This is a genomic window from Emticicia sp. 17c, assembly GCF_037153985.1.
Taxonomy (GTDB): domain Bacteria; phylum Bacteroidota; class Bacteroidia; order Cytophagales; family Spirosomataceae; genus Emticicia.
Window position 1 is genome coordinate 101,777 of sequence record NZ_JBBAYI010000001.1, and the last position, 22,478, is coordinate 124,254.

Consider the following 22,478-nt stretch of genomic DNA (forward strand, 5'->3'; position numbering starts at 1 on the left):
TGGAGTTCAATCATAATGTTATTTTACAGGGCTCAGATTAAGAGAGGTTGGTTTCTGATACCCCATTTTGGCTATTGCCAGCTTCACCTTTTTTTCGGCTTGCTTTTTATTGGAGGCTGGTAGGAAATCGTGCATTTTAAAATCGATTCCCTCAGCTATATATTCATATATTCTCATACTCAGAAATTTAGTGGTTTGCATCTTTAGGCTTTGTTTAAAAGTTAGTTAATGGTTATCAGGAAATGTTTTTATTTAATAATCAAGCAGCAGTTCTAGAGTTCCTTACTATCGATATAGCTTTTTTATAACTTCATATTTAATTTAATTGCCTGTACATCCTGTTGAATGCTTTGCAAAACAGAAAACGCCAAGTCGGATGGTTGTTGGTCTGAAGGATTAATGCTACATACAAATTCCCAAATCTCGAATATTTCTTCAAAAGGAATTTTATAGGGCATGTAGTAGCTGTTATCAGAATGTAGCATCAGGTAGCCGTCAGACTTATTAAATTTTAATATTCTTTTGTATACCAGTCCATCGTTTTGTGTTAGTATTACATAGGTTTTACCATCTTTTATTTCAGATACATTCTCCAGATATTTTCCTATTACAAACGCTCCTTTTTCTAAAGGAGGCATTGAGTCTCCAACAATCGGAAAACCCCGATATTTGCCATGCGCAATATATGGTAACGAAATGCGTGGCAGACTCTGGATATACTCAGGGTTAGTGTAGCCTGTGAGGTATCCCGCCGAGGCTTTTACTGGCACTAACTCAATCATATCATTACCATGTTTATCAACCACAATCGGAAAAAGTACTCTTTTCCCACCAATTTCAACCAGACTTTTAATGTCAGTTACCGAACTCAAATCCATCGATATGAGCGTATCAACTGATATATCAAAGAATCTTGCAAGAGCAGTAAGCCCTTCAATAGAGGGAGATGATTTGCCTTCCTCCCAGGAACCTAGCGTTGTTCTCGGCACATTCAGGGTTTCCGCCAGATTTCCCTGACTCAATTCTTTCAATTTTCTTAAATGAGCAATATTAATTGCCAGTATGGTTTTGTTGGTGTTATTTTTCATTGTGCCGATTTTTTCGGATTTCGTTGCCGAAACTTTCGGCAATTATAAAAAGTAATTTTTAATCTACCAAATTTTATGGAGAAAAAAAATCAAAATTCGGTAAAAATAGGTCTTATAAGCCTAAAAAGACGTTTTAATAGTAGTTATGGCTCTAAAACAGCCTCATAAATGAAGAGAGTAGCGGCTTTATCATCATCAGGGATAAAGTAGGTTCTTATACCTTTAGCCGTAGATTCCAGCCAAAAAGGGTTGTTTGTCATGGGTAAACCAGTAGGCGACCACAGGCGTATAGGTACCTGATGAATAGGGCGGTAGTCTTTTAAACTAATTAAATCAATACCCCCAAGCCGGATAATTTGTGTACCATTGCTATATTTCTGTAAACCTGAACAGAGCATCATTTGCTGGCCCACATAGTGGCAGTCCTGATAATCGATATAAAAAGAGGGGTTAGGAATTCGTAATTTATCAGGAGGTACCTCCGTATTGCTTGCTTTATCTTTTGAATTAACGGGCCATTGGTAGAAATTTCTTGAACCCCAGCTTATGCCTAGAAGTTTGTGGGCTTCGGTATTATGCACAATACCTCCGATATGTTCGGGGTAACGCATTATCTCTTTAATTGCAAGTGTATTCGGATTAACTTTATAGATAATAGATTTACTATCAGGGCGGTATTCGGCTACGGGAATCCAGATAGATTCACCATCATAATCAATACCTCCGGGATGATACACTGCGCCTTCGCCTAAGTTAATAGAAGAAATTAATTTACCTGTTGAATCTAATTTAAATAAATGCCCAATGCCTTCGCCCGAACTTCCATTTCTGGGTGCTTGTGTAACTTCAACCGAACTCAGAAAAAAATAATTATCAATTTTTACCATTCCCTGTGGATGGTATGCCGAAAAATTCAGCTGAATGGCTGCTACCTTTTGCCACGATGTAGCATAGCTTAGTTGTTTAAACTTATCGGGGAGTGTCTGGCCTTGAACAAACCCACAGAGAAGTAGGCAGCACAACAATAAACAACGCATAATATTATTTGTTAGTAAAAACAATAAGGGGAAACATAATTTCCCCTCATATTAAAATATAGCTTAAGCGAAAAATTCAGGTTATTAAAATAACGCTAGTTGGCCGTCTGTGTCATCGGTTATTTCCTGATTTTCAGGTAGTTGTATTTCCTGAGTTATTTCTTCTTTGGGTTGCTCTACTTCTTCGGGTTTAGGCGCAAGCATTTTTGCCTCAACAACCTCATGAACACTCAGTTTTTGTCCGATGGCTTTCCAGCCTCTTATTTCAACAAATTCATCGATATTGATACTCTGGGTCTCAACAGGTGCTTTTTTATCTGCTTTTGTTTTGAGCGACATCCGCGGGTATTTATCGGTGCTAACGGCCAACAAACGGGAATTCTTGGTATCAGTAATGAACAAGAATTTTTTGTCGATGGTAGTTGTCTCAATTTTAAAGCGTTTAATGTAGTAGGTTTTACTTTCGCCTTCGTAGTATAAACATGAAATGGGCTTATCGGCTACAAACTTCACTACCTGCATAATCTCTCGTGGCTCGTACCGATTCGTCAGTTCAAAGTTGGTTAATTCATATTGGCCATCTTTATAAAGTACAAGAATTCTGTCTTCAGAACCAAAGTTGCCCAGATACAGCCCGTGTTCATCGCGGTTAAGTTTACCAATTACACTGTCAAACCAGATGTCGACCCCACCTAAAGTAGATTTTCCTGCTGATTTGAATACGACTTTTCGGACCGGAAACTTGGTGAGTACATTTCCCATTGAGTTTCGGTTTTTGATGGAAAGCGTCGAAAAATCCCAATCGAGTTGTTTCTTTTTGGCTGTTGAATTGGCCGTAAGGTTAACCAAAACGCTTTCGGCTTCGCCATTGTCGTTGGCAGTAAAGTAAAGTACTTTCGATTTCGGATGCCCCATTGTGATGTCATATTCTTTGTCGCGGGTTATACCTGTTACAAAGAAACGCTTGGCATAAGACGTACCCGATTTACCATCGACATAAACAACATTATAGATTTTTCTTTCATCGTTTTTGCGAAATACCGAGCAGTAAATAATGTCTTTACCCACAAAAACCTTTTCCTGAATTTTGGTGATAACATACTTGCCATCGCGTTTAAAGGCAATAATGTCGTCAATATCAGAGCAATCCATTACGTACTCGTCTTTCTTTAAGCCATAGCCAATGAAGCCACCTTCGCGGTCAACATATAGTTTTTGGTTATTGGCAGCTACTACTGTTGCCTGAACAGCCCCGAACTGTCTGATTTCGGTTTTACGTTCGCGGCCTTTACCATATTTCTTTAGTAAATCTTTATAGAAACTAATGGTGTATCGAACCAGATTTTGCAGGTTATCTTCTACTTCTGCGAGTTCTTGTTCTAGGCGACGCATTAATTCGTCAGCCTTGAAGGAGTCGTATTTTGAAATACGCTTGATTTTTATTTCACAAAGGCGAAGAATGTCCTCTTCGATTATTTCTCTGTAAAAATCTTTTTTATAGGGTTCTAAGCCTTTATCGATAGTTTGTATTACGGCTTCAAAGGTTTCGCATTCTTCAATGTCACGATAAATGCGGTTTTCGATAAAGATTTTTTCCAGCGAGCTATACAATAGTTTCTCTTTTAACTCATGCTTCTTGATTTCAAGCTCACGTTTCAAGAGGTGCATAGTTTGCTGTGTACAGGTGCGTAGAATATCGCTGATAGAAACGAAGTGAGGTTTCTCGTCAATGATAACGCAGGCATTGGGCGAAATAGAACTTTCACATTCTGTGAAAGCGTATAGCGCATCTATGGTAATATCAGGCGAAGTGTTTGGGGCCAGATGAATAATAATAGAAACATCTTTTGCAGTGTTATCTTCAACCTTTTTGATTTTTATTTTTCCGGCATCGTTTGCCTTGATAATCGACTCAATAAGGCTTGAGGTAGTAGTACTAAACGGTATTTCCTGAATGGCCAGTGTTTTTTTGTCTATCTCAGCAATTTTTGCCCTTACCCTTACCTTTCCGCCTCTGGCACCGTCGTTATAGTTACTTACGTCAATCATGCCACCTGTGGCGAAGTCAGGGAAAAGCTGGAAAGACTCTTTCTTTAAAAGGGCAATTGATGCCTCGCAGACTTCAACAAAGTTATGAGGCAATATTTTAGTTGATAAGCCTACGGCAATACCCTCAACTCCTTGTACAATCAGGAGCGGGAATTTAGAAGGAAGATTGATAGGTTCGCGCTTACGACCATCGTACGACATCTGCCATTCGGTAGTGTCTTCGTTAAATAAAACGTCGTTAGCAAACTTAGATAACCTTACCTCTATGTAGCGGGGTGCTGCTGCGCCGTCTCCGGTTCTGATATCCCCCCAGTTACCTTGCGTGTCGAGAAGCAAGTTTTTTTGCCCCATCGAAACGATGGCGTCTCCGATAGAAGCATCACCGTGTGGGTGAAACTGCATGGTGGAGCCAATTACGTTGGCTACTTTGTTAAACCGGCCGTCGTCCATTTCCTTAAGTGCATGAAGCACGCGTCTTTGCACAGGTTTCAGGCCATCCTCAATGGCTGGCACGGCACGTTCGAGAATTACATACGACGCATAGTCGAGAAACCAGTTCTCAAACATATCATCGATAACTTCTTTTTGTTGAAGCGGATCGTATTTAGGGTTTTGGTCACTCATGGGAATCAATACAAGAAAGCATAAATTTATAGCAAATATAGTAAAAAATAGCAACTATTTCCCCTTATTACACAAAAAAGGACTTACGTCTTGTAAATCCTTTTTTGGTAGTGGTATATTAATCAGTGCTTTAAGCTGCTTCAAAATTCTCGCTTACTTTGGCCCAGTTAACTACATTCCAGAAAGCATTGATATAATCGGCGCGCTTATTCTGATACTTCAAATAATATGCGTGTTCCCAGACATCAATAGCTAATACGGGTGTGCCTTTGTCTGGCGCTACATCCATTAGCGGGTTGTCCTGATTTGGAGTTGATGTAATTTTAAGTTTTTTGTCAGGGCCAACAATCAGCCATGCCCAGCCTGAACCAAAGCGTGAAGTTGCTGCCTTGGCAAACTCTTCTTTCATTTTATCGAAACTGCCAAATGAACTATTAATGGCAGTTGCTAATTTACCAGTGGGTGCTCCGCCAGCATTAGGGCCTAATATTTGCCAGAAAAACGTATGATTCCAATGCCCGCCACCGTTATTTCTTACTGCCACAGGATATTTACTGATATCTTTTAATAACTGAGCCAGAGGTACTTTTTCCATGTCTGTGCCGGCAATGGCTTTATTAAGGTTATCAACATAGGCTTTATGATGACGGTCATGGTGAATTTCCATGGTAAGTTTATCAATGTGCGGTTCTAGAGCATCGTTAGCATAAGGTAACGGTGCAAGCGTATACATACCTTCAAAGCTAACAGGTTTCGCAAAAACATTACCCATTTTCAATAAAAAAGAGCTTCCGACAATTGCTTTGATGAAATCTTTTCTGTTCATGGTTTATGCAGGGGATTTGAGTAAAAATGAATCGATTGTACTTCTACAAATATATAGACTTAAATTTTATAAATTTCATTAAAAAACGTTTCTAGCTTAAACAAGTCGAGCTTTCCGTTTGTTCGTACACCGCTGCATAAATCCAAACCATAGGGTTGTACGTTATCAATGGCAGCCCGTACATTTTCGGCTTTCAGCCCTCCGGCCAGAAAAACAGGTACACGGGCCTGTTCAACAATTTTCCGACTTACAGCCCAGTTATGAACTCGCCCTGTGCCTCCTAGTTCTTTCACTGCCAGATTAGGGTTGCCTGAGTCAAGCAAGAGGGCATCAACCTGTTCGGCAGCTGCCAGAGCCTCATCAATACTGTTTTCATCAATGACATGAATCACCTGTACAATTTTTGTAGCGGGTATTGCAAGGCGGAAGTCTTCATAATTGCCTTTGTTAATGGCATCAACAAGCTGAATAACGTTGCTGTTAACCAATTGCTGATGCTGAATAATATCCTGCGTATCGGTGCGGCTGGTTAACAAAAAAGAAGCCACAGGCGGGGGGATAGTAGCTATAATTTCACGGATGAGTTCATCGGCAATAGGGCCGGGGCCACTAGGCATTTTAGCTACCAGACCCAACGCCGAGGCACCAAAACTTACAGCTTCGTGTGCTTCCTGAATACTGCTGATACAACATATTTTAACTCTCGGAATACCCTTGAATACAGGGAATTGCCCAGAGCCTTGTAACTGATTCATGAGTTTTTATATGATTTATATTATTCGTAGGCTATTCTGCTCAGAATACTTCTGCCTAATGTAACCTCATCGGTATATTCCAAATCTCCGCCAATAGGTATACCTCGGGCAATAGTACTGATTTTGATAGGAAAAACCTTTAATTTCTTTTGCAGGTAAAAAGCCGTGGTATCGCCTTCCATAGTTGGGCTAAGTGCCAGAATTACCTCCTGAACTTTTTCTTCTCCTGAGGCGTGTTCAATTCTTTTCAACAAAGATTCTATTTGGAGGTCATTCGGGCCAACACCCATTAACGGAGAAATAATACCCCCAAGCACATGGTATAAACCCTTATACTGAGCCGTATTTTCAATAGCGAGTACATCACGCGTATCTTCAACTACGCAAATAATGTGTTGGTCGCGGCGGGGCGAACTACAAATCTGGCATAGTTCATCGTCTGAAATATTATGGCATTTCCGGCAATAGGTAGTTTTGTTGCGCATAGCCAGCAGCGCATCTGCCAAAAGCTGTGTTTGAGCTTCTTCTCGTTTAAGCAAATGCAAAACCAGCCTCAAGGCAGACTTCTTTCCGATACCGGGCAGCTTTGAGATTTCAATAACAGCGTCTTCGATTAATTTTGAAGGGAAATTCAAGATTTTTCAGGCCTTTTGGTGTAATAAATAAATTGTGTATTTGGATTTAACGCAGCAGCTACATTGATTTATTATCTGGCAAAATAGCGTTATTTAAGCATTATTTCTGCCGAAATATGTCTTCGGCAAATTTCATTTCTCATTGGTGCCAATTCTTCAAAATCGCCCGATTTTACGCCACATTTTCCTTTGTAATGGATAATGAATGTACATTGTTCGGCTTGCTCTGGGGTATGTTTGCAAACATCAATTAATGTGTTAATTACATGGTCAAAAGTGTTTATATCATCATTATAAACTACTAGTTCCCAAAGTTTTATGCTGGCAATATCTTCAACTACTTCCTCTAAGATTTCCACCTCTGGATTCGGCAATGTTGTCATTTTTATAAACTTTCTAAATTTTTTAAGAAACACTATATCAAATAGGTCATACTCATATTAACGTGTAAAGAGTGCATGATTAATATGTAATATTGCCTATTTTTATACGAAGATAACTCATTCTTTGCAAACAGTAGTTTTGTTATCGCAAAAAAAGTTTTGATATTTGACACTTTAATGATAAATCAAAGCACCTATGAGTTCGACGCTTGCCCTAACAATTCTGATAGTTTATTTTCTTGTTTTAATTCTTATTTCTATCTATACAGCCAAAGGTGCTAACACCGATACTTTCTTTACGGCAAACCGCCAGTCACCATGGTATCTGGTAGCTTTCGGTATGATAGGAACATCTATTTCAGGCGTAACGTTCGTTTCGGTACCGGGTGCTGTCGGAAAAATTCAGTTTTCTTATTTTCAGGTAGTTTTAGGCTATGCAGTAGGGTATTGGGTAATTGCCACCGTGCTTATGCCTATGTATTACAGGCTAAACCTGATTTCGATTTACGGTTACCTCGAAAAACGCTTTGGTTTTTGGGCTTATAAAACAGGCTCAGGTTTTTTCTTGCTTTCGCGTACTATTGGCTCAGCCCTAAGAATGTATGTGGCCGTTCAGGTGTTACAACTAGTAATTTTTGATGACCTGAAAATACCTTTCGAACTGACGGTACTTATAGCCATGGGTCTTATATTTGTTTATACTTTTAAAGGTGGGGTAAAAACTATTATTGTTACTGATACACTCCAGACTTTCTTCTTGCTCACAGCCCTTGTGATGACTATTTATCTGATAGCCAAACAATTGAACCTGACAGCAGGCGAGGTCTTTACTACTATTTCAGAAAGTCCGTATTCTAAAATTTTTGTTTGGGAATGGGCGAATAAGCACCATTTTGTGAAAGATTTTTTGTCGGGGGCATTTATTGCCATGACCATGACAGGGCTTGACCAAGATTTAATGCAAAAAAATCTGACCTGTAAAAGCATAGGCGAAGCTCAAAAAAATATGTTCTGGTTTTATGTCGTACTGGTTTTTGTGAATCTGTTGTTTTTAAGTCTGGGAGTGTTGCTTTATTTTTATTCTCAGACAATGAACATTCCAATTCCTGCTAATACAGATGACTTATACCCTTCATTAGCCCTCGGAAACCATTTTGGTACACTTGCGGCTGTAACGTTCTTGCTAGGTATTACGGCAGCTACCTATGCCAGTTCTGACTCGGCCTTAACGGCTCTTACAACGGCTTTTTGTGTTGATTTTCTTAAATTTGAAAACCGTACCGAAAAAGATAAAACACGGTTGAAACATTGGGTGCATATTGGCTTTACAGGGGTATTCTTTATTATTATTATCATATTCAGAGCCATTAATAGTCAGGAGATAATTTCGGCAGTATTCAATGTAGCGGGCTATACTTATGGGCCTTTACTGGGGCTTTTTGCCTTTGGTTTATATATGAAACGCCCTGTAACAGATAAATATATTCCTTTTGTTTGTGTGGCTTCTCCGTTTCTGACTTATGGTATTGAAGAATTTATGAAATATAATTTCTCGTTTGAGTTTGGCTTTTCAAAACTTATGCTTAACGGGCTTATTACTTTTACTGGCTTATTGATTTTCTCAAAAAATCAGGATACAGTGTTGAAAAATAGTTAAATAGGCTTCTTTTGGAAATACACTTTTTTTAAGATTTTATACTGGCAAAACATTCATATTTTTGGGTGTTTTGCTAATTTTTTAAGGGTATCATTACTTATTTTCGTTTCCATTGTAGCATCCATTCATAAATATCGTCACGTTCGTAGAGGTACTGTATACCGTGGCCTTCGTCGGTTAACTTAGTAAATTTAATATTCCCCTGACACCCTTCCAGTGTTTTTACAATTCGTTCAGTCTCGCTGATAGGAATAACATTATCGGCCGTTCCGTGGAAGGTCCAGATAGGCATAGTTTTCAGGGTGTTGCATATCCGTGGCATATCGCTATCATTACAACCCCCACAAAGCGGAACCATCGCTGCCAGTTTGTCGGCATGGTCCATACCAGCAATGAAAGTACCATAACCGCCGAGGCTGATACCCGTCAGATATACGCGTTGTGTATCAACCCGATATTTGCTGGTGAGTTCGGTATAAAGGGAGTCAAACCAGTTTTCGCTGCTCCAGTATTTGCCATCGGGGCATTGGGGTGAAGCAATAATAAAATTAAACTCCTTTCCTTGCTCAATCAGATAGGGAAGACCATAGCCTTTTAATTTATTGAGGTCAGTGCCTCGATGCGAACTGCCATGTAAATAAATAATTACAGGGTATGGCATAGTTTTTTTGTCATAATCCTTGGGTAAATACAATAAATAATTATACTTCGCTTTAGGCTTTATATTTGCCTGAGCATGGGTATACTGTATTTGTGTAAGGCATAAAACAAAATAAAATCCTATTGTAAACTGATGGACGTAGCGGTGGAGATACATATTTTGTGTTTTTAATTATTTGATTATCAGTGTTTTAATTATTGTAAAATTTAATGTGGCTACCTGTGCCTTTTTGACTAAATAAAATGCAATTTTACGTAGTTTAAGATGATAATTTACTATTGGCCAAAATATTATTTTAGAGAGCTTAAATTATTAATATTAGATAAATACAATAAAAAATGTGTAGATAATCAGTCGTTTTGATATGTTTTATCTACAAAACTAACAAGTTGGTCGCCTAACGTTTATACTTGGCTAAACTTTATGGTCGATTATTATTCTAAGAGATGTCAACGATATACTAACAATGAAGAAGCATCTATTTTTATTATCTATCACACTTCTGATTTCTGCTAGAATTTTTGCTCAAGGAGTAGAAGTAACAGGAACAGTGCAAGAGGCAAAAACCAAGATAGCAGTGGTTGGTGCCAGCGTATTATTAATTAACCAGAAAGACAGCACACAACGAAAAGGAGTACAAGCCGATACCGCTGGTAACTTCAGATTTACAGGAGTTATGGCAGGGGCATATCGCCTACGGGTTACTTCAATTGGTTATGATGACACCGAAACCAAAGTTACTGTGGGTGCTACGGCCAAAAACGTAGGCGTAATAGTAATGGGTGAAAATGCACGCCAGTTAAGCGAAGTGGTGGTTCGTCAGAAACAGATTCGTGTTGAACAAAAAGGTGATACGGTTCAATACAATGCCAATGCTTTTAAAACTAATCCTGATGCTTCGGCCGAAGACCTTGTTAAGAAAATGCCCGGTGTAACCATTGAAAATGGTGTTGTAAAAGCACAAGGAGAAGAGGTTAAAAAAGTAACGGTTGATGGGCAAGAGTTTTTTGGTGATGATGCTACTTTAGCTCTCAAAAACCTGCCTGCCGAAATTATTGATAAAGTTCAGGTTTTTGATCGCCTCAGCGAACAAGCACAATTTACAGGTTTTGATGATGGTAACTCTGTCAAGACCATTAACATTACTACGGTTCAGGGTAAAAATAATGGCCAGTTTGGTAAGGTTTATGCCGGTTATGGTGAAAACGAACGCTATCAGGCTGGCGTAAGTATGAACTTCTTTAAGAAAGACCAGCGACTAACTATTATTGGGCTTTCTAACAATATTAATCAGCAAAACTTCTCAAATCAGGATATTCTGGGTGTTTTAGGCTCATCGGGTGGTGGTGGCTTTGGCGGAGGAGGTGGCGGCGGTGGCGGTGGTCGTCCAGGCGGTGGTGGTGGTAATTTTGGTGGAGGTGGCCGCCCGGGTGGTGGTGGTGGCAACGCTGGTGATTTTCTGGTTGGGCAGCAGCCGGGTATTGCACATACAACTTCTATTGGTCTGAATTATAGCGATAACTTAGGTAAAAAAGTAAAACTCAATACCAGTTATTTTTTCAACTCAGCCAATAACGGAAACGTAAGCACCTCGCACCGCGAGTATCTAGGTACTTTACCTCAAACTTATGATGCCGTAAGTACTACTAATAACGATAACATGAACCACCGGTTAAATATGCGTCTGGAGTACAATATCGATAAAAACAACTCTATTATTTTTACGCCACGTATTAGTTGGCAAGATAACGACGCTCTTTCAACTCTTGATGCCAAGACTATACTTGAAGGCGCTTTACAGAACACCACACAAACTTCAAGAAATTCAAATAACAAGGGTATTAACGCTTCAGGAGAACTTTTATATCGTCATAGATTTGCCAAAGAAGGCCGGACTTTCTCTATTAGCCTACAAGATAATCTGAGCGACCGCACAGGTTTAACCAACCAATATTCGATAAGCCGCTATTTCTCTCCGAACGATACCACGCAGATTATTAATCAGCAAACCAAGTCGTTGACAAATAGTAATCGTATTTCGGCAACTGTTACTTACACAGAGCCTGTAAGTAAAACAGGACAAATACAGTTTGACCATAATATCTCGTATAATTCGAGTATGTCAGACAAACGCGTAAATGCGTTTGACGAAAAAACTGAAACCTATTCGTTACTAAACCAGTCGTTGAGTAGCGTATTTGACAACGGTTACCTGACTAACCGAACCGGTGTTAGTTATCGTATCCGTAATCAGCAATCGTTCCTTACAGTAGGGGCTGCATATCAGAATGCGCAGCTAGCAAGCGAACAAACGTATCCAATTGCACAAAACGTGAAATATTCGTTTAATAGCTTTCTGCCAAATGCTATGTTTAACTATCGTTTCAAGAACAAAGCTAACTTACGGTTTTTTTATCGTACCAATACAAACGCACCGTCGGTTAATCAGTTACAAGATGTTATCGATAATAGCAACCCAACGCAGTTGTCAACCGGTAACCCTGATTTAAAACAAGATTATACACATTCGGTTTCTGTACGTTTTGGTTCAACTCAATCAAAAACTGCTCAGAGCTTCAATATATTTGGTAACCTTAGTTACTCAAATAATGCCATTGTACAGTCAACTTTTATAGCTGACAGAGACTATGAGCTAACCAACGGAATTATCCTTTTCAAAGGTTCACAATTAACAAAACCAGTTAACATGGATGGTATGTTAAATGTTCGTTCATTTGTAAGTTATGGGTTGCCAGTATCAAAAATCAAGTCTAATGTAAATTTCAATGCTGGGTTCTCTTATGCTAAAAACCCGAACCTGATTAATAACAATAAGAGTTTCACTAACAATTATGGTATTAATGGTGGGGTAGTGGTAAGTAGTAGTGCCAGCGAAAAACTAGACTTTACTCTTTCATACTCGCCGAGTTATAATATTGTACGTAATAGCTTACAAGCTAACCTGAACAGCAATTATTTATCGCAGAGTACTAATTTCAAGCTAAACTGGTTGTTCGGAAAAGGTTTTGTGTTCCAGACAGAAGTAGTTAATCAGGCTTATTCGGGTTTGGGTGCTGGCTATAACAGAAGCTTTACTTTATGGAATGGGGGCTTGGGTTACAAATTCCTGAAAAAACAAGCCGGAGAGCTTCGTATCAATGTATTTGACATCCTGAAACAGAATAATAGCATTAGCCGTAATGTATTAACAGCTTATGTGGAAGATGTAAAAAATCAGGTTTTAGGCCGCTACTATATGCTCACATTTACTTACAATCTACGAAATTTCAGATTGTAGAACCTTTCAATTTCAAAAGCCCTGCTATCTTATCAGAAGGTAGCAGGGCTTGGTATATATTCAGTCGGGTAATACTTAATTTTACCCTATTTCTATTCATAAAAAGGTAAAAACTTTGGGGTTGCCTCTTTTAACTTTGGGGGAAAAGCATTAATGCTTTGTTTGTTTAGTACCATTTCATAATATTTCAGGTATTTTTTTGTAGTATGCTGAATAGTAAAATTATCGGCTACATATTCAGAACACTTTTTATTGCTGAATCGCCCAATATCAGCTACCTGTTTTATTAATTCAGATTTTTTATCTGATAAAAAGCCTACCTCATTCGTAATTAATTCAGGTAAAGACCCATAGGGTGTTCCAAATACCGGACATCCCAGATATAAACTTTCGATAAGCGCTATGCCGAAAGGCTCATGCCACAAAACCGGAAACAGCAACCCCTTCGATGTGTTAAGTAGATGGTTTTTCTCTTCGCCGCCAATCATGCCATAAAACCTGATACTAGGGTAGGGAGTAAACCTGAAGCCCATCTTGATATTAAGCCTGTAGCCTCCTAATACGGCTAGTTTATTGTTGGTTTTGCGTGCAATGTCAATGGCACCTTTTACATTTTTTATACGCCACGCAGCCTTTGCCATAAAATGCAAGTGAGTTCTTTGATTTGTAAAAGATGGTTTTCCGTAATCATTCAGTTGCAAGCCATTGTATACAAAAGCACTTGACTGGTAACGCGCTGCATGATTTTCAGAAACAAAGATGGTATTAATATCAAAATCGTCAAAATCGTTTCTATTGCCCTGAATCATAACAATATAGGGCTTCGATAAAGGCTCTTGTGGTTTTTCAAACAGATGTAAAATGTCAATGTCTGCCGGTATTTGTTTTTCCAGAGATACATCAGGCTTGTAAATAATAACTCTGCCAAAATTACATTGCGTACCTGCCGGAGCCAGATAAGTAATTTTATGTCCTGATTTGTTTAGTTCTTGCCCTAACCACCACAAAATACGTTCGGTACCTCCGTATTTAGAAACAGGTAAGACCGAATTACTCATGATAAGGATATTCATTAAATTAAAGTTTGGATTCAGGGATTTATTTTAAAAGAGGAAAAAAGACGACCAGCTATATGGAAACATATAGTGAATCAGGTAATAAAATCAATGTAAACGTACTAGTCGGAGAGGTAGTCTGGAATAATAAACTTACGTTTTAAAAGGAGTATACCCTCTTTTTTTGCCGGAATAAGAATAGAAGATAAGCAAAATTGAGAACTTACCTTCTGTTTACAGTCAGATAAAAAGAGGGGTTGTCCAAAATAAAGATTTGACTTCATAAAAGTTTTTTTCAGATGGATTCATTCATTAATTTTTCAATAAAAATCAATGAAATAGAACAAAGGGAAATAGTGATTGACAATTTAATTTCAGAAAGACACCAAAAGAGGCTTTTAGATAGGTTTTCTTTTTTTAGTCTTCTGCAAATAAATACTAGGTATACAGATAACGCCAACAGGGGCTGATTCTTGTCTTTCTTTTTAATGAATAAGACCACAAGCCATATAAATACAGACAAAACGTTTGTTTCTAGAGATGTAAAGATCAGCCTTTTAATTACAAAATAGAGGTATACAAAAACTGTTACCTTGAATATTTGTATTTTTACAGAGTTAATATGTTCGCAGAAAATAATTATTGTATGAAATGGATAACCAGAGAAAAACCAAAGATTGACCGATTAGCATGCCCGTGGCTTATTAAAAAATTTATAGATAAAGAAGCAGAGTTTATCTATGTTCCATTTGAAGAGGTGCTTGAAAAAGCAAAAGAACTTAGGGCGATTCCGTTTGATATACCAGGAGTAGAGTTTACACATTATGATAATCAATGTACCTTCGATTATATTATAAAGAAATATCAGATAAAAGACCCTGCTATTGAGATTATGGCACTTATTGTTAGAGGGGCTGATACAGATAGACATGACCTTGCAGATGAAGCGGCGGGTTTAATGGCAATATCGGCGGGCTTATCCTACAATATTCAGGATGATGAGCAACTGCTAAAACAAGGCTATATTATTTATGATGCCCTTTATAGTTGGGCTTCGCATTTATACAAGCAGAAACATTTACAGAATAGCCCATTTGAAAACCTTTTACACGAGTTTTATCATAAAATTTTACAAGAATCTGATAAAAAGAAGGTACCAGCTTGGGTAAAAGAATTAAAAAATATAATTCAGGACCAGATTGATACACAGTTTGTTTTTGACCTCAGAAAAATATCTGATGAATTAGCACTTAATCCGTCTTATTTATCAAGAGAGTTTTCAAAATATTTTGACGACCTTAATTTTGGCGAGTATATTAGAAAAAAACGTATTGAAAAAGCTATTGACCTTATGCAGAGGACAGACTATTCACTCACTGAAATAGCTTATCTAACCGGATTTTCAGACCAAAGCCACTTTACACGTACATTCAAAGTTTATACAGGGAAAAATCCATCATCCTACAAAAATAATTTTCGAAAAAGTAAATTAGATACAAAAGGTAAATAATGTCCTATTTTAGAAAAATGTCTGAGCCTAATTTTGTGTATTACAATAATTAGAACTATGGTTTTCAGATATTATCTATTTACTTTCTTTCTCTTGATTAATACATGCGTTGTTGCTCAACAGACTTCAACAACTGTAATCTCATACCCACGTATGGCAGGTTATGTAGGAATTGTACATCCGGTTGTTACATTTAGCCAACATAATACTATTAATTTTAAGGATAATTATGTTGTTGGTTTTCCGATGGGTATAAATTTATGGAAAACGAATAAAATAGGTTTTTCTCTGGAAATAGTACCTCATATACTTACTGAAAACGGAATTAGCCGTATGAATAATTTGCTTATTCATCCCGGAGTAATTGTAGCTTTAGGGAAGGGTTTTACTTTTGCAGGTAGAGCAGCTTTTGAAACTTCAGGCCGATATGGTCTAACTCCTGTTCTGAATAAGATAGTGAAAAGAAATAAGAACACTAACTACTACATTGCATTGCCATTACCATTACGGGTTGGTAACAATAAGCCTCTTTCATTTACGATTGGATTTCAGTTTGGATTAAGCTTTTAAAACAAAAAAGGTAGCCCAAAAGGACTACCTTTTCTTATTGAACTAAATCACTACTATTTCAAAACCAATTCCTCTTGTTCAATATCTTTTTGCTGCTTGGTGGCTTCTTTGTAGCCATTTGATGTAAGCAGGTTCTTTTGCTTATAATTTCGATGCCTGTTACCTAACTTAACGTCGAAAACAACGGTAGAAGGTTGCGGGGCATTCAGATGTGCTTTGTAATTACGATGGTTTTCCAAAGGATTAGTTGTATAATCATTTGAAATCGCAATCTGACTCGATTGTGTCGGCTTACTTTTTTTCGCTAAAAGCTGATTCTGCTGTTTATAATTAGCAGGTGCCGAAGATTTGCTTTGTGCAAAAGACGTGGTTGTTATGGCAAACGCCAATAACACCACAGAAGTGTTTATTAGAGTTTTCATTTTTTTTTCGAATAATTTTTGTTGTACTACTGACATAACGCGCTGGCTAGCCCAAAAGTTGCAAAAATCTTTGATATTAATTTATTTTTAAGGTAGCATACTTAGATTGTTTTCTTAATTTTGAATCAAAAAATTGTGAACACTCAATGACTCAAAAGAAAGCTACTATTCCGGTTTGTGCCGTTTTTGATATTGGTAAAACAAATAAAAAATTATTGGTTTTTGACCAGAATTATGAGGTCTTGAAAGAGGAACAAATACAATTGGAAGAGAGTCTGGATGATGATGGATACCCTTCTGACGACCTGCTACAACTCACAAACTGGATTAAGAGTAGTTTTCAGCAACTTTCTCAAAACCCTGACTTTACAATAAAAGGCCTGAATTTCTCGGCTTATGGTGCAAGCCTTGTGCATTTAGATGGCAACGGAAAACCGCTATCGGCACTATATAACTACCTGAAGAAACTGCCCAAACCCTTGCATAAGGCTTTCGTAGAGAAATATGGGAAAGAGGTTTTCAGAGAAACCGCTTCACCCGATTTAGGAATGCTCAATTCGGGTTTACAACTGTATTGGCTTAAAAATGAGAAGCCAGCACTTTTTCATCAGATTCGCTACTCTTTGCATCTGCCGCAATATTGCAGTTATCTGTTTACCAAAGAAGCTATCTCTGAAATAACCAGCATCGGGTGCCACACATTGCTTTGGGATTTTGATAAAAACGATTATCATACATGGGTTGAAACAGAACATTTGCACTCGGTGCAACAAAAACCATTATTAACGAACCATGTATTTGTCGATGAAGAAAAACAATTATCTGTTGGCATAGGTGTTCACGACAGTTCATCGGCTCTTGTCCCGTACTTGCGAACGTTCGATGAAAACTTTATTCTAATCTCAACCGGAACTTGGGCTATTAGCTTGAATCCTTTCAACGAAGAGCCACTCACTGCGAACGAACTGGCTAAAGATTGCCTGTGTTACATGAACTTTGAAGGAAAACCCGTAAAGGCTTCAAGAATTTTTGCTGGAAACGAGCATGAACGCCAAACTAAACACCTCGCCGATTATTTTAACGTTGATGTTAATTATTATAAACAAGTAAAGTTTGACAGAGACTTAATTGTTTTTCTGCGTAATAAATACAAACAGGCAACACCTGATACCGCCGATGTATTACTTGATTGCCCTTTTGTAGAGCGGAATATTAATTTATTTAAATCTTATGAGGAGGCCTACCATCAGTTTATGCTCGATTTGGTAGCTCAGCAGATTGCATCTTTAAAATTGGCTATCGGCCGCACGAGCGTAAGAAAAATATTTGTTGATGGTGGTTTTTCAAAGAACGAAATTTACATGAGTTTGCTAGCCGATGCGTTTTTTAACAAGCAGGTATTTGCTTCTGAAATTGCTCAGGCATCAGCGTTAGGAGCCGCGCTGGTAATCCATGAACATTGGAACACGCAGCCAATACCTGAACAGATTATTTCATTAAAAAGGTATTTCTAAAGAAAATATACTATGAACAGTCTCGGAGTTTGAAACTAATAATTACGATAAATAAGGGGAGAAATTCAGGATTGTAAGAAGTTTTTTCAAAACATAATACAATTTATACAATAAATTTTACAAAAGGGGAGTTGAAATTATGTTCTTCCGAAAAAAAAGTAGTAACTTATAGAAATTTACTTACCCTAAAAAACCCCTTAATGAAATCTTCCCCATATTGTAGAGTAAAATTCCTGAACAAGGATAAATCAATTTTCTTTTCCGTTTTAAGAGACAATGTCGATAGGTATTTCAAAGATAATGAAATAGAAAAAACCGGAGGGCAAGCTATTTTGCTAAAAGCAATTTTTATGCTCTCTCTTTATCTTATTCCTTATAGCCTTATCCTGACGGGTTTATTTTCACCCGTCCAGATGCTTGGTTTAACCATAATTATGGGTTTTGGTGTAGCCGGTGTAGGAATGTCTGTCATGCACGATGCCATTCATGGGTCGTTTTCTGAGTATAAATGGATTAATAAATTATTTGGCTCTTCTTTATATCTGCTTGGTGGAAATGTTTACAACTGGGAGATTCAACACAATAGGCTGCACCATACTTTTACAAATATTCATGACATTGACGAAGACATAACCGGAAAGTTTTTGCTTCGCTTATCGTGTGCCGACAAGTTAAAATCTATTCATCGTTTTCAACATATTTATGCTTTTTTTCTGTATAGCCTTATGACAATCTCTTTCTTATGGAAAGATTTTAAAGAAATAAGTCTATACAATGAAATGTCAAAAACAGGGTTGGTTAAATCATACCCAAGAAAAGAAATAGTAAGGCTCATAATCGGAAAGGTAATATATCTTTTGACATTACTCGTACTCCCGATGATAGTACTTGACCTGAGTTTCTGGCAGTGTCTTTTAGGCTTTTTGATAATGCATTGTGTGGCCGGCTTAATTCTGAGTACTATTTTTCAGTTGGCGCACATTGTGGAAGGAGCCAGCCAACCTGCGCCAGACAACAACGGAAATATTAATAATGCCTGGGCAATTCATCAATTGCAAACTACATCAAACTTCGCCAGCAAAAACCACATGTTTTCATGGTACATAGGAGGGCTTGACTACCAGATAGAGCATCATCTGTTTCCGCATATTTCGCATATACATTACAGAGCTATTTCTGCCATTGTCAGAAATACAGCGCATGATTTTGATATTCCTTATAACGATAAAGCATCGTTTACTAACGCCCTTGATTCACATATCAGGATGTTGAAAAATTTGGGCGTAAATTAATTTACCACATTATAAAAGTGCAGACGGGTCGAGCAGGTTGTTTTTGATAGCAAAAACAACCAGACCTGCTGTGTTCCGAACTCCGGTCTTTTCCAGAAGATTGTTTCTGTGGCCATCTACGGTTCGCGTACTGATAAATAATTTTTCGGCAATTTCCTGTGCGGTATATTGCTTACAGATTAAATCAAGCACCTCTAATTCACGTTGTGTAAGTGTTGACGGGATATTATCCTGAATCAGCAAGCGAGGTTTCTTACCAATTACACGGTTTTTCATTGCTTTCAGAAATACTTCATTAAAATAAAATCCTTTTTCGATAACAGTTAAAATAGCTTTTTCGACCTCTGAAGGTTCTACATTTTTGAAAAGGTACGCATTTACGCCCAATTCCATTAAATGTGCCACAAAGCGTTCATCACTATGAACCGATAAAATCACGATTTTAATATCTGGGTATTCATTATGCAGCAGTTTGGTGGTTTCTACACCATTTAGTTCTGGCATCGATAAATCGAGTAGAACAATATCAGGCTTTATTTCACTTGCTTCAATTGCTTCAAGAAGGGTTCTACCGTTGTCTGCTTCAATAATAATTTGTGTATCAGCTAAATGGTTAATAATAGCGGCCATTCCTTTACGAAAAAGGATTTGGTCGTCAGCAATAGCGACGTTAATTTTTTTCATGATTACCTAATTAATCAATACCTGGTTAAGGCTTGCAATGCTTTTTAGTTAATTAGTCAACAGCAGAAAAATATGGTATGGTATGTGTCCTGAGTATTATTGTGATAGAGGGATTTGTATCTCAACTTTTAATCCAGCGTTAGGTCGCGTTTCAAATTTAGCAGTTCCGTTTAAAACTTTTGTACGGGTTTCAATATTTTTTAATCCAAGGCTTCGTTTTTGATAAGCTTCATTAAAATTAAACCCTTTTCCGTTGTCTGAATAGCTAAGTAGCAAGTCTGAATTGTGTTTTCGGATATTTATTTCTATCAGGCTTGCTTCAGAATGCTTAACAGCATTATTCAGTAATTCCTGTAATAAACGATATACAGCCAGACTAATAGTATTATTGATATTTTTCACATCTTTTCGGCTGAGCCTGACTTCTATGTCCGACACATCCATGATTTTTTCACACAAACCCTCAACGGCGTACTCCAGCCCGAACTCTTCTAATCCCTGTGGTAATAGGTCGTTAGAAATACGTCTGACATTATCAATGGTATTATCAATGATGGTTTTGTACTTGCTACTGCTTTTTTCAAGTTCCGAAGGTTTTTCGGCAAAAGTAGCTACTTCATTTACGAGCAACCTCATTACCGAAAGCGAAGCACCTACTTCGTCGTGTAAGTCACGAGCTAGGCGTTTTCTTTCACCTTCAATGGCTTCAAGGGTACCATAAAATAATTCTTGCTGATGCTTGGTTTCAGCGGCTTGTATGCTCATTCTGTGTTCAAGCATACGACGCTGATAAAGCACCATAAAGATAATGATACCACTTGCCAATAAAAAAAGCATGATGGTTCCACCTATAATCATAACATACATGTCAACAGATGCACCTACTGACGAGGACTGTGCCATAGACCAATTGCGATAAATATGTACATTAAAGCCCAAAGGCAGGCATGAATAGCCCACGAAAGCATGCTTAAATGAACATCTTGTTTCAAGATTAAATTGCCGAGAACAAATAAAAATAGACTCCCTGCAAAATAAAACAGAAAACCCGCATTTATCCAAAACAATGGCGATTTTTCTATTGAAATTATTTCGAGCGACTTAATGGTTTTGTAATAGGCTACAATGGCATAGAATACAACAAAGATACATTCTAACCCGCGTGGGTACGAATTGTACTCATAAATTGATTGCACTTTCAGGACTACATTGAGTACGGCTAGCAGCGTAAAGAAAAGAAAATTAGCATAAATAATTTTCGGATTCAGAAACGTGCCCAGATACTCTTTGTAAAACCATGAGATTAAGCCAAAGTCAACAATAGTATAAAAGTGCAGATAAGGAAGGTTGTTCTTGAAAATTTTTGAACCAACAATAGCTACCACTTGCGAAAAAATCGTAAATGCCATATAAACACCTATTGCTATAAGCTCTTTTTTAAGATACTTCCTTCGATATATAACAACTACTATCGGTAAAAGTAAAATGAACGATACATACGTTACCAGCCAGTTTGTAACTTTTTCAAACATTTCAGGTGGTTTAATTATAAAAGAGAGTCTTTCAGAAAAACTAACTGGCACTTACCAAAATCTATTAATAATATGGCTTGTTTTGCAATTGCTTTATGCCTGATAAGTGTTTAAGAGATAAAAAGTTTCAATAAACAATTATTAATGGCGTTACGGTCAATTTTATACAGTTTATTATTAGGCATATAGCCATATCCGGTACTCTCTTTATTATTTTTTTATTATTCTCAATATTAACACGAAATTCACTTTTAGTCAATAGTTTTCAAAGTAATCATTAATAAAACCTTAAAGTTACGGTCATATAAAACCGGCTTTTGGGGCATTATTGATTAAACATTGTTTTAACTTTTCAGCAATTAATTAACCATTAAAAAATTATTGCTGATGTTTTTAACTAAACATGAAAAATGTTTGATGTCATGCCGGGCATAACTTAATAAACTACGGTTATAATTCAGCAAAGTAATAAATAATTTATAATACGAACCGTCTCTACACAAGTGCCTAGCTTATTTAGAATAATAGTAAACCACAGTTTCCTAACTAATTCTAGCGCGTCGAAATAATTTTACAGCTATACTTCTACTTATAAGTATCTCAGGACAAATAAAAAAGGACACCGTAACAGAATTTTATTGCCTGTTTTCAGATAAAAATAAGTTTACAGCTAAGTTTTATTAGGGTTGATAAATGCTTTTAGATTTATGTAATTAGCCTGTTATACATTTATCAACCTGACGTGTTTAACCCTGAAAGTTCTGGTAATTTTATACTGAAAACAGTTTTAAAAGCTACGCAAAACCTGAGTTTATTATTTAGAGCAAAAGTTGTTTCGGGCATCATTAAGGGTAGAGCCTAATATTTGGTTAGTGATAAAGTATAA

Annotated in this window: 20 protein-coding genes; 6 read left to right on the plus strand and 14 right to left on the minus strand. The window is 37.3% G+C overall.

Annotation, left to right across the window (positions count from 1 at the left end; all coding sequences use genetic code 11):
• Nucleotides 1–18 precede the first annotated feature (18 nt).
• The 8 genes from WAA15_RS00425 to WAA15_RS00460 form a co-directional block, all read right to left on the minus strand.
• Nucleotides 19–201 (minus strand): hypothetical protein, encoded by a 183-nt coding sequence (locus WAA15_RS00425; protein ID WP_337040353.1) that lies wholly within the window; start codon nt 199–201, stop codon nt 19–21.
• Between the two features lie 101 nt (nt 202–302).
• Nucleotides 303–1,088, minus strand: a complete 786-nt coding sequence (locus WAA15_RS00430) for an XRE family transcriptional regulator (protein ID WP_337040354.1) — start codon at nt 1,086–1,088, stop codon at nt 303–305.
• A 143-nt stretch (nt 1,089–1,231) separates the two neighbouring features.
• On the minus strand, nt 1,232–2,125 hold the full coding sequence (locus tag WAA15_RS00435) for a DUF6454 family protein (protein ID WP_337040356.1): 894 nt from the start codon (nt 2,123–2,125) through the stop codon (nt 1,232–1,234).
• Nucleotides 2,126–2,209: 84 nt separating this feature from the next.
• Nucleotides 2,210–4,798, minus strand: a complete 2,589-nt coding sequence (locus WAA15_RS00440; RefSeq protein ID WP_337040357.1) for a DNA gyrase/topoisomerase IV subunit A — start codon at nt 4,796–4,798, stop codon at nt 2,210–2,212.
• Nucleotides 4,799–4,928: 130 nt separating this feature from the next.
• Nucleotides 4,929–5,624, minus strand: a complete 696-nt coding sequence (locus tag WAA15_RS00445) for a superoxide dismutase (RefSeq protein ID WP_337040358.1) — start codon at nt 5,622–5,624, stop codon at nt 4,929–4,931.
• Nucleotides 5,625–5,683: 59 nt separating this feature from the next.
• Nucleotides 5,684–6,379, minus strand: a complete 696-nt coding sequence (locus WAA15_RS00450) for a phosphoribosylanthranilate isomerase (protein ID WP_337040359.1) — start codon at nt 6,377–6,379, stop codon at nt 5,684–5,686.
• A gap of 20 nt (nt 6,380–6,399) precedes the next feature.
• Nucleotides 6,400–7,014 (minus strand): recombination mediator RecR, encoded by a 615-nt coding sequence (gene recR / locus WAA15_RS00455; protein WP_337040360.1) that lies wholly within the window; start codon nt 7,012–7,014, stop codon nt 6,400–6,402.
• A gap of 89 nt (nt 7,015–7,103) precedes the next feature.
• Entirely contained in the window at nt 7,104–7,397 is a 294-nt protein-coding gene (locus tag WAA15_RS00460) for an ATP-dependent Clp protease adaptor ClpS (protein WP_337040361.1), read from the minus strand.
• Between the two features lie 196 nt (nt 7,398–7,593).
• Here WAA15_RS00460 and WAA15_RS00465 point away from each other — a divergent pair, with 196 nt between their 5' ends.
• Entirely contained in the window at nt 7,594–9,054 is a 1,461-nt protein-coding gene (locus WAA15_RS00465; RefSeq protein WP_337040362.1) for a sodium:solute symporter, read from the plus strand.
• Nucleotides 9,055–9,151: 97 nt separating this feature from the next.
• On the opposite strand, the gene WAA15_RS00470 is transcribed toward WAA15_RS00465, so the two are convergent.
• On the minus strand, nt 9,152–9,871 hold the full coding sequence (locus WAA15_RS00470) for an alpha/beta hydrolase-fold protein (protein ID WP_442892735.1): 720 nt from the start codon (nt 9,869–9,871) through the stop codon (nt 9,152–9,154).
• Nucleotides 9,872–10,181: 310 nt separating this feature from the next.
• Between WAA15_RS00470 and WAA15_RS00475 the strand changes: the two genes are divergently transcribed.
• A complete protein-coding gene (locus WAA15_RS00475) occupies nt 10,182–13,013 on the plus strand; it encodes a TonB-dependent receptor (RefSeq protein ID WP_337040364.1) in 2,832 nt (943 codons plus the stop codon).
• Between the two features lie 92 nt (nt 13,014–13,105).
• Here the strand turns inward: WAA15_RS00475 and WAA15_RS00480 are convergent, their stop codons facing one another.
• Entirely contained in the window at nt 13,106–14,086 is a 981-nt protein-coding gene (locus tag WAA15_RS00480) for a glycosyltransferase (RefSeq protein ID WP_337040366.1), read from the minus strand.
• A gap of 628 nt (nt 14,087–14,714) precedes the next feature.
• On the opposite strand from WAA15_RS00480, the gene WAA15_RS00485 reads away from it, so the two are divergent.
• Nucleotides 14,715–15,578 (plus strand): chromate resistance protein ChrB domain-containing protein, encoded by an 864-nt coding sequence (locus WAA15_RS00485; protein WP_337040367.1) that lies wholly within the window; start codon nt 14,715–14,717, stop codon nt 15,576–15,578.
• A 153-nt stretch (nt 15,579–15,731) separates the two neighbouring features.
• Entirely contained in the window at nt 15,732–16,148 is a 417-nt protein-coding gene (locus WAA15_RS00490) for a hypothetical protein (protein ID WP_337040368.1), read from the plus strand.
• Nucleotides 16,149–16,201: 53 nt separating this feature from the next.
• Here the strand turns inward: WAA15_RS00490 and WAA15_RS00495 are convergent, their stop codons facing one another.
• Nucleotides 16,202–16,570, minus strand: coding sequence for a hypothetical protein (locus tag WAA15_RS00495; RefSeq protein ID WP_337040369.1), 369 nt, complete (start codon nt 16,568–16,570; stop codon nt 16,202–16,204).
• A 146-nt stretch (nt 16,571–16,716) separates the two neighbouring features.
• On the opposite strand from WAA15_RS00495, the gene WAA15_RS00500 reads away from it, so the two are divergent.
• Nucleotides 16,717–18,084 (plus strand): FGGY-family carbohydrate kinase, encoded by a 1,368-nt coding sequence (locus tag WAA15_RS00500; protein WP_337040371.1) that lies wholly within the window; start codon nt 16,717–16,719, stop codon nt 18,082–18,084.
• Between the two features lie 200 nt (nt 18,085–18,284).
• Nucleotides 18,285–19,376: a fatty acid desaturase family protein gene (locus WAA15_RS00505; RefSeq protein ID WP_337040372.1), complete on the plus strand. Its 1,092-nt coding sequence runs from the start codon at nt 18,285–18,287 to the stop codon at nt 19,374–19,376.
• A 9-nt stretch (nt 19,377–19,385) separates the two neighbouring features.
• Here the strand turns inward: WAA15_RS00505 and WAA15_RS00510 are convergent, their stop codons facing one another.
• The 3 genes from WAA15_RS00510 to WAA15_RS00520 all read right to left on the minus strand — a co-directional run bounded on the left by WAA15_RS00510 (nt 19,386) and on the right by WAA15_RS00520 (nt 21,592).
• Nucleotides 19,386–20,060, minus strand: a complete 675-nt coding sequence (locus tag WAA15_RS00510; protein ID WP_337040373.1) for a response regulator transcription factor — start codon at nt 20,058–20,060, stop codon at nt 19,386–19,388.
• Nucleotides 20,061–20,156: 96 nt separating this feature from the next.
• Nucleotides 20,157–20,963, minus strand: a complete 807-nt coding sequence (locus WAA15_RS00515; RefSeq protein ID WP_337040374.1) for a sensor histidine kinase — start codon at nt 20,961–20,963, stop codon at nt 20,157–20,159.
• Entirely contained in the window at nt 20,942–21,592 is a 651-nt protein-coding gene (locus tag WAA15_RS00520) for a hypothetical protein (protein WP_337040375.1), read from the minus strand. Before WAA15_RS00520 ends, WAA15_RS00515 begins: the two co-directional genes overlap by 22 nt.
• Nucleotides 21,593–22,478: the final 886 nt, after the last annotated feature.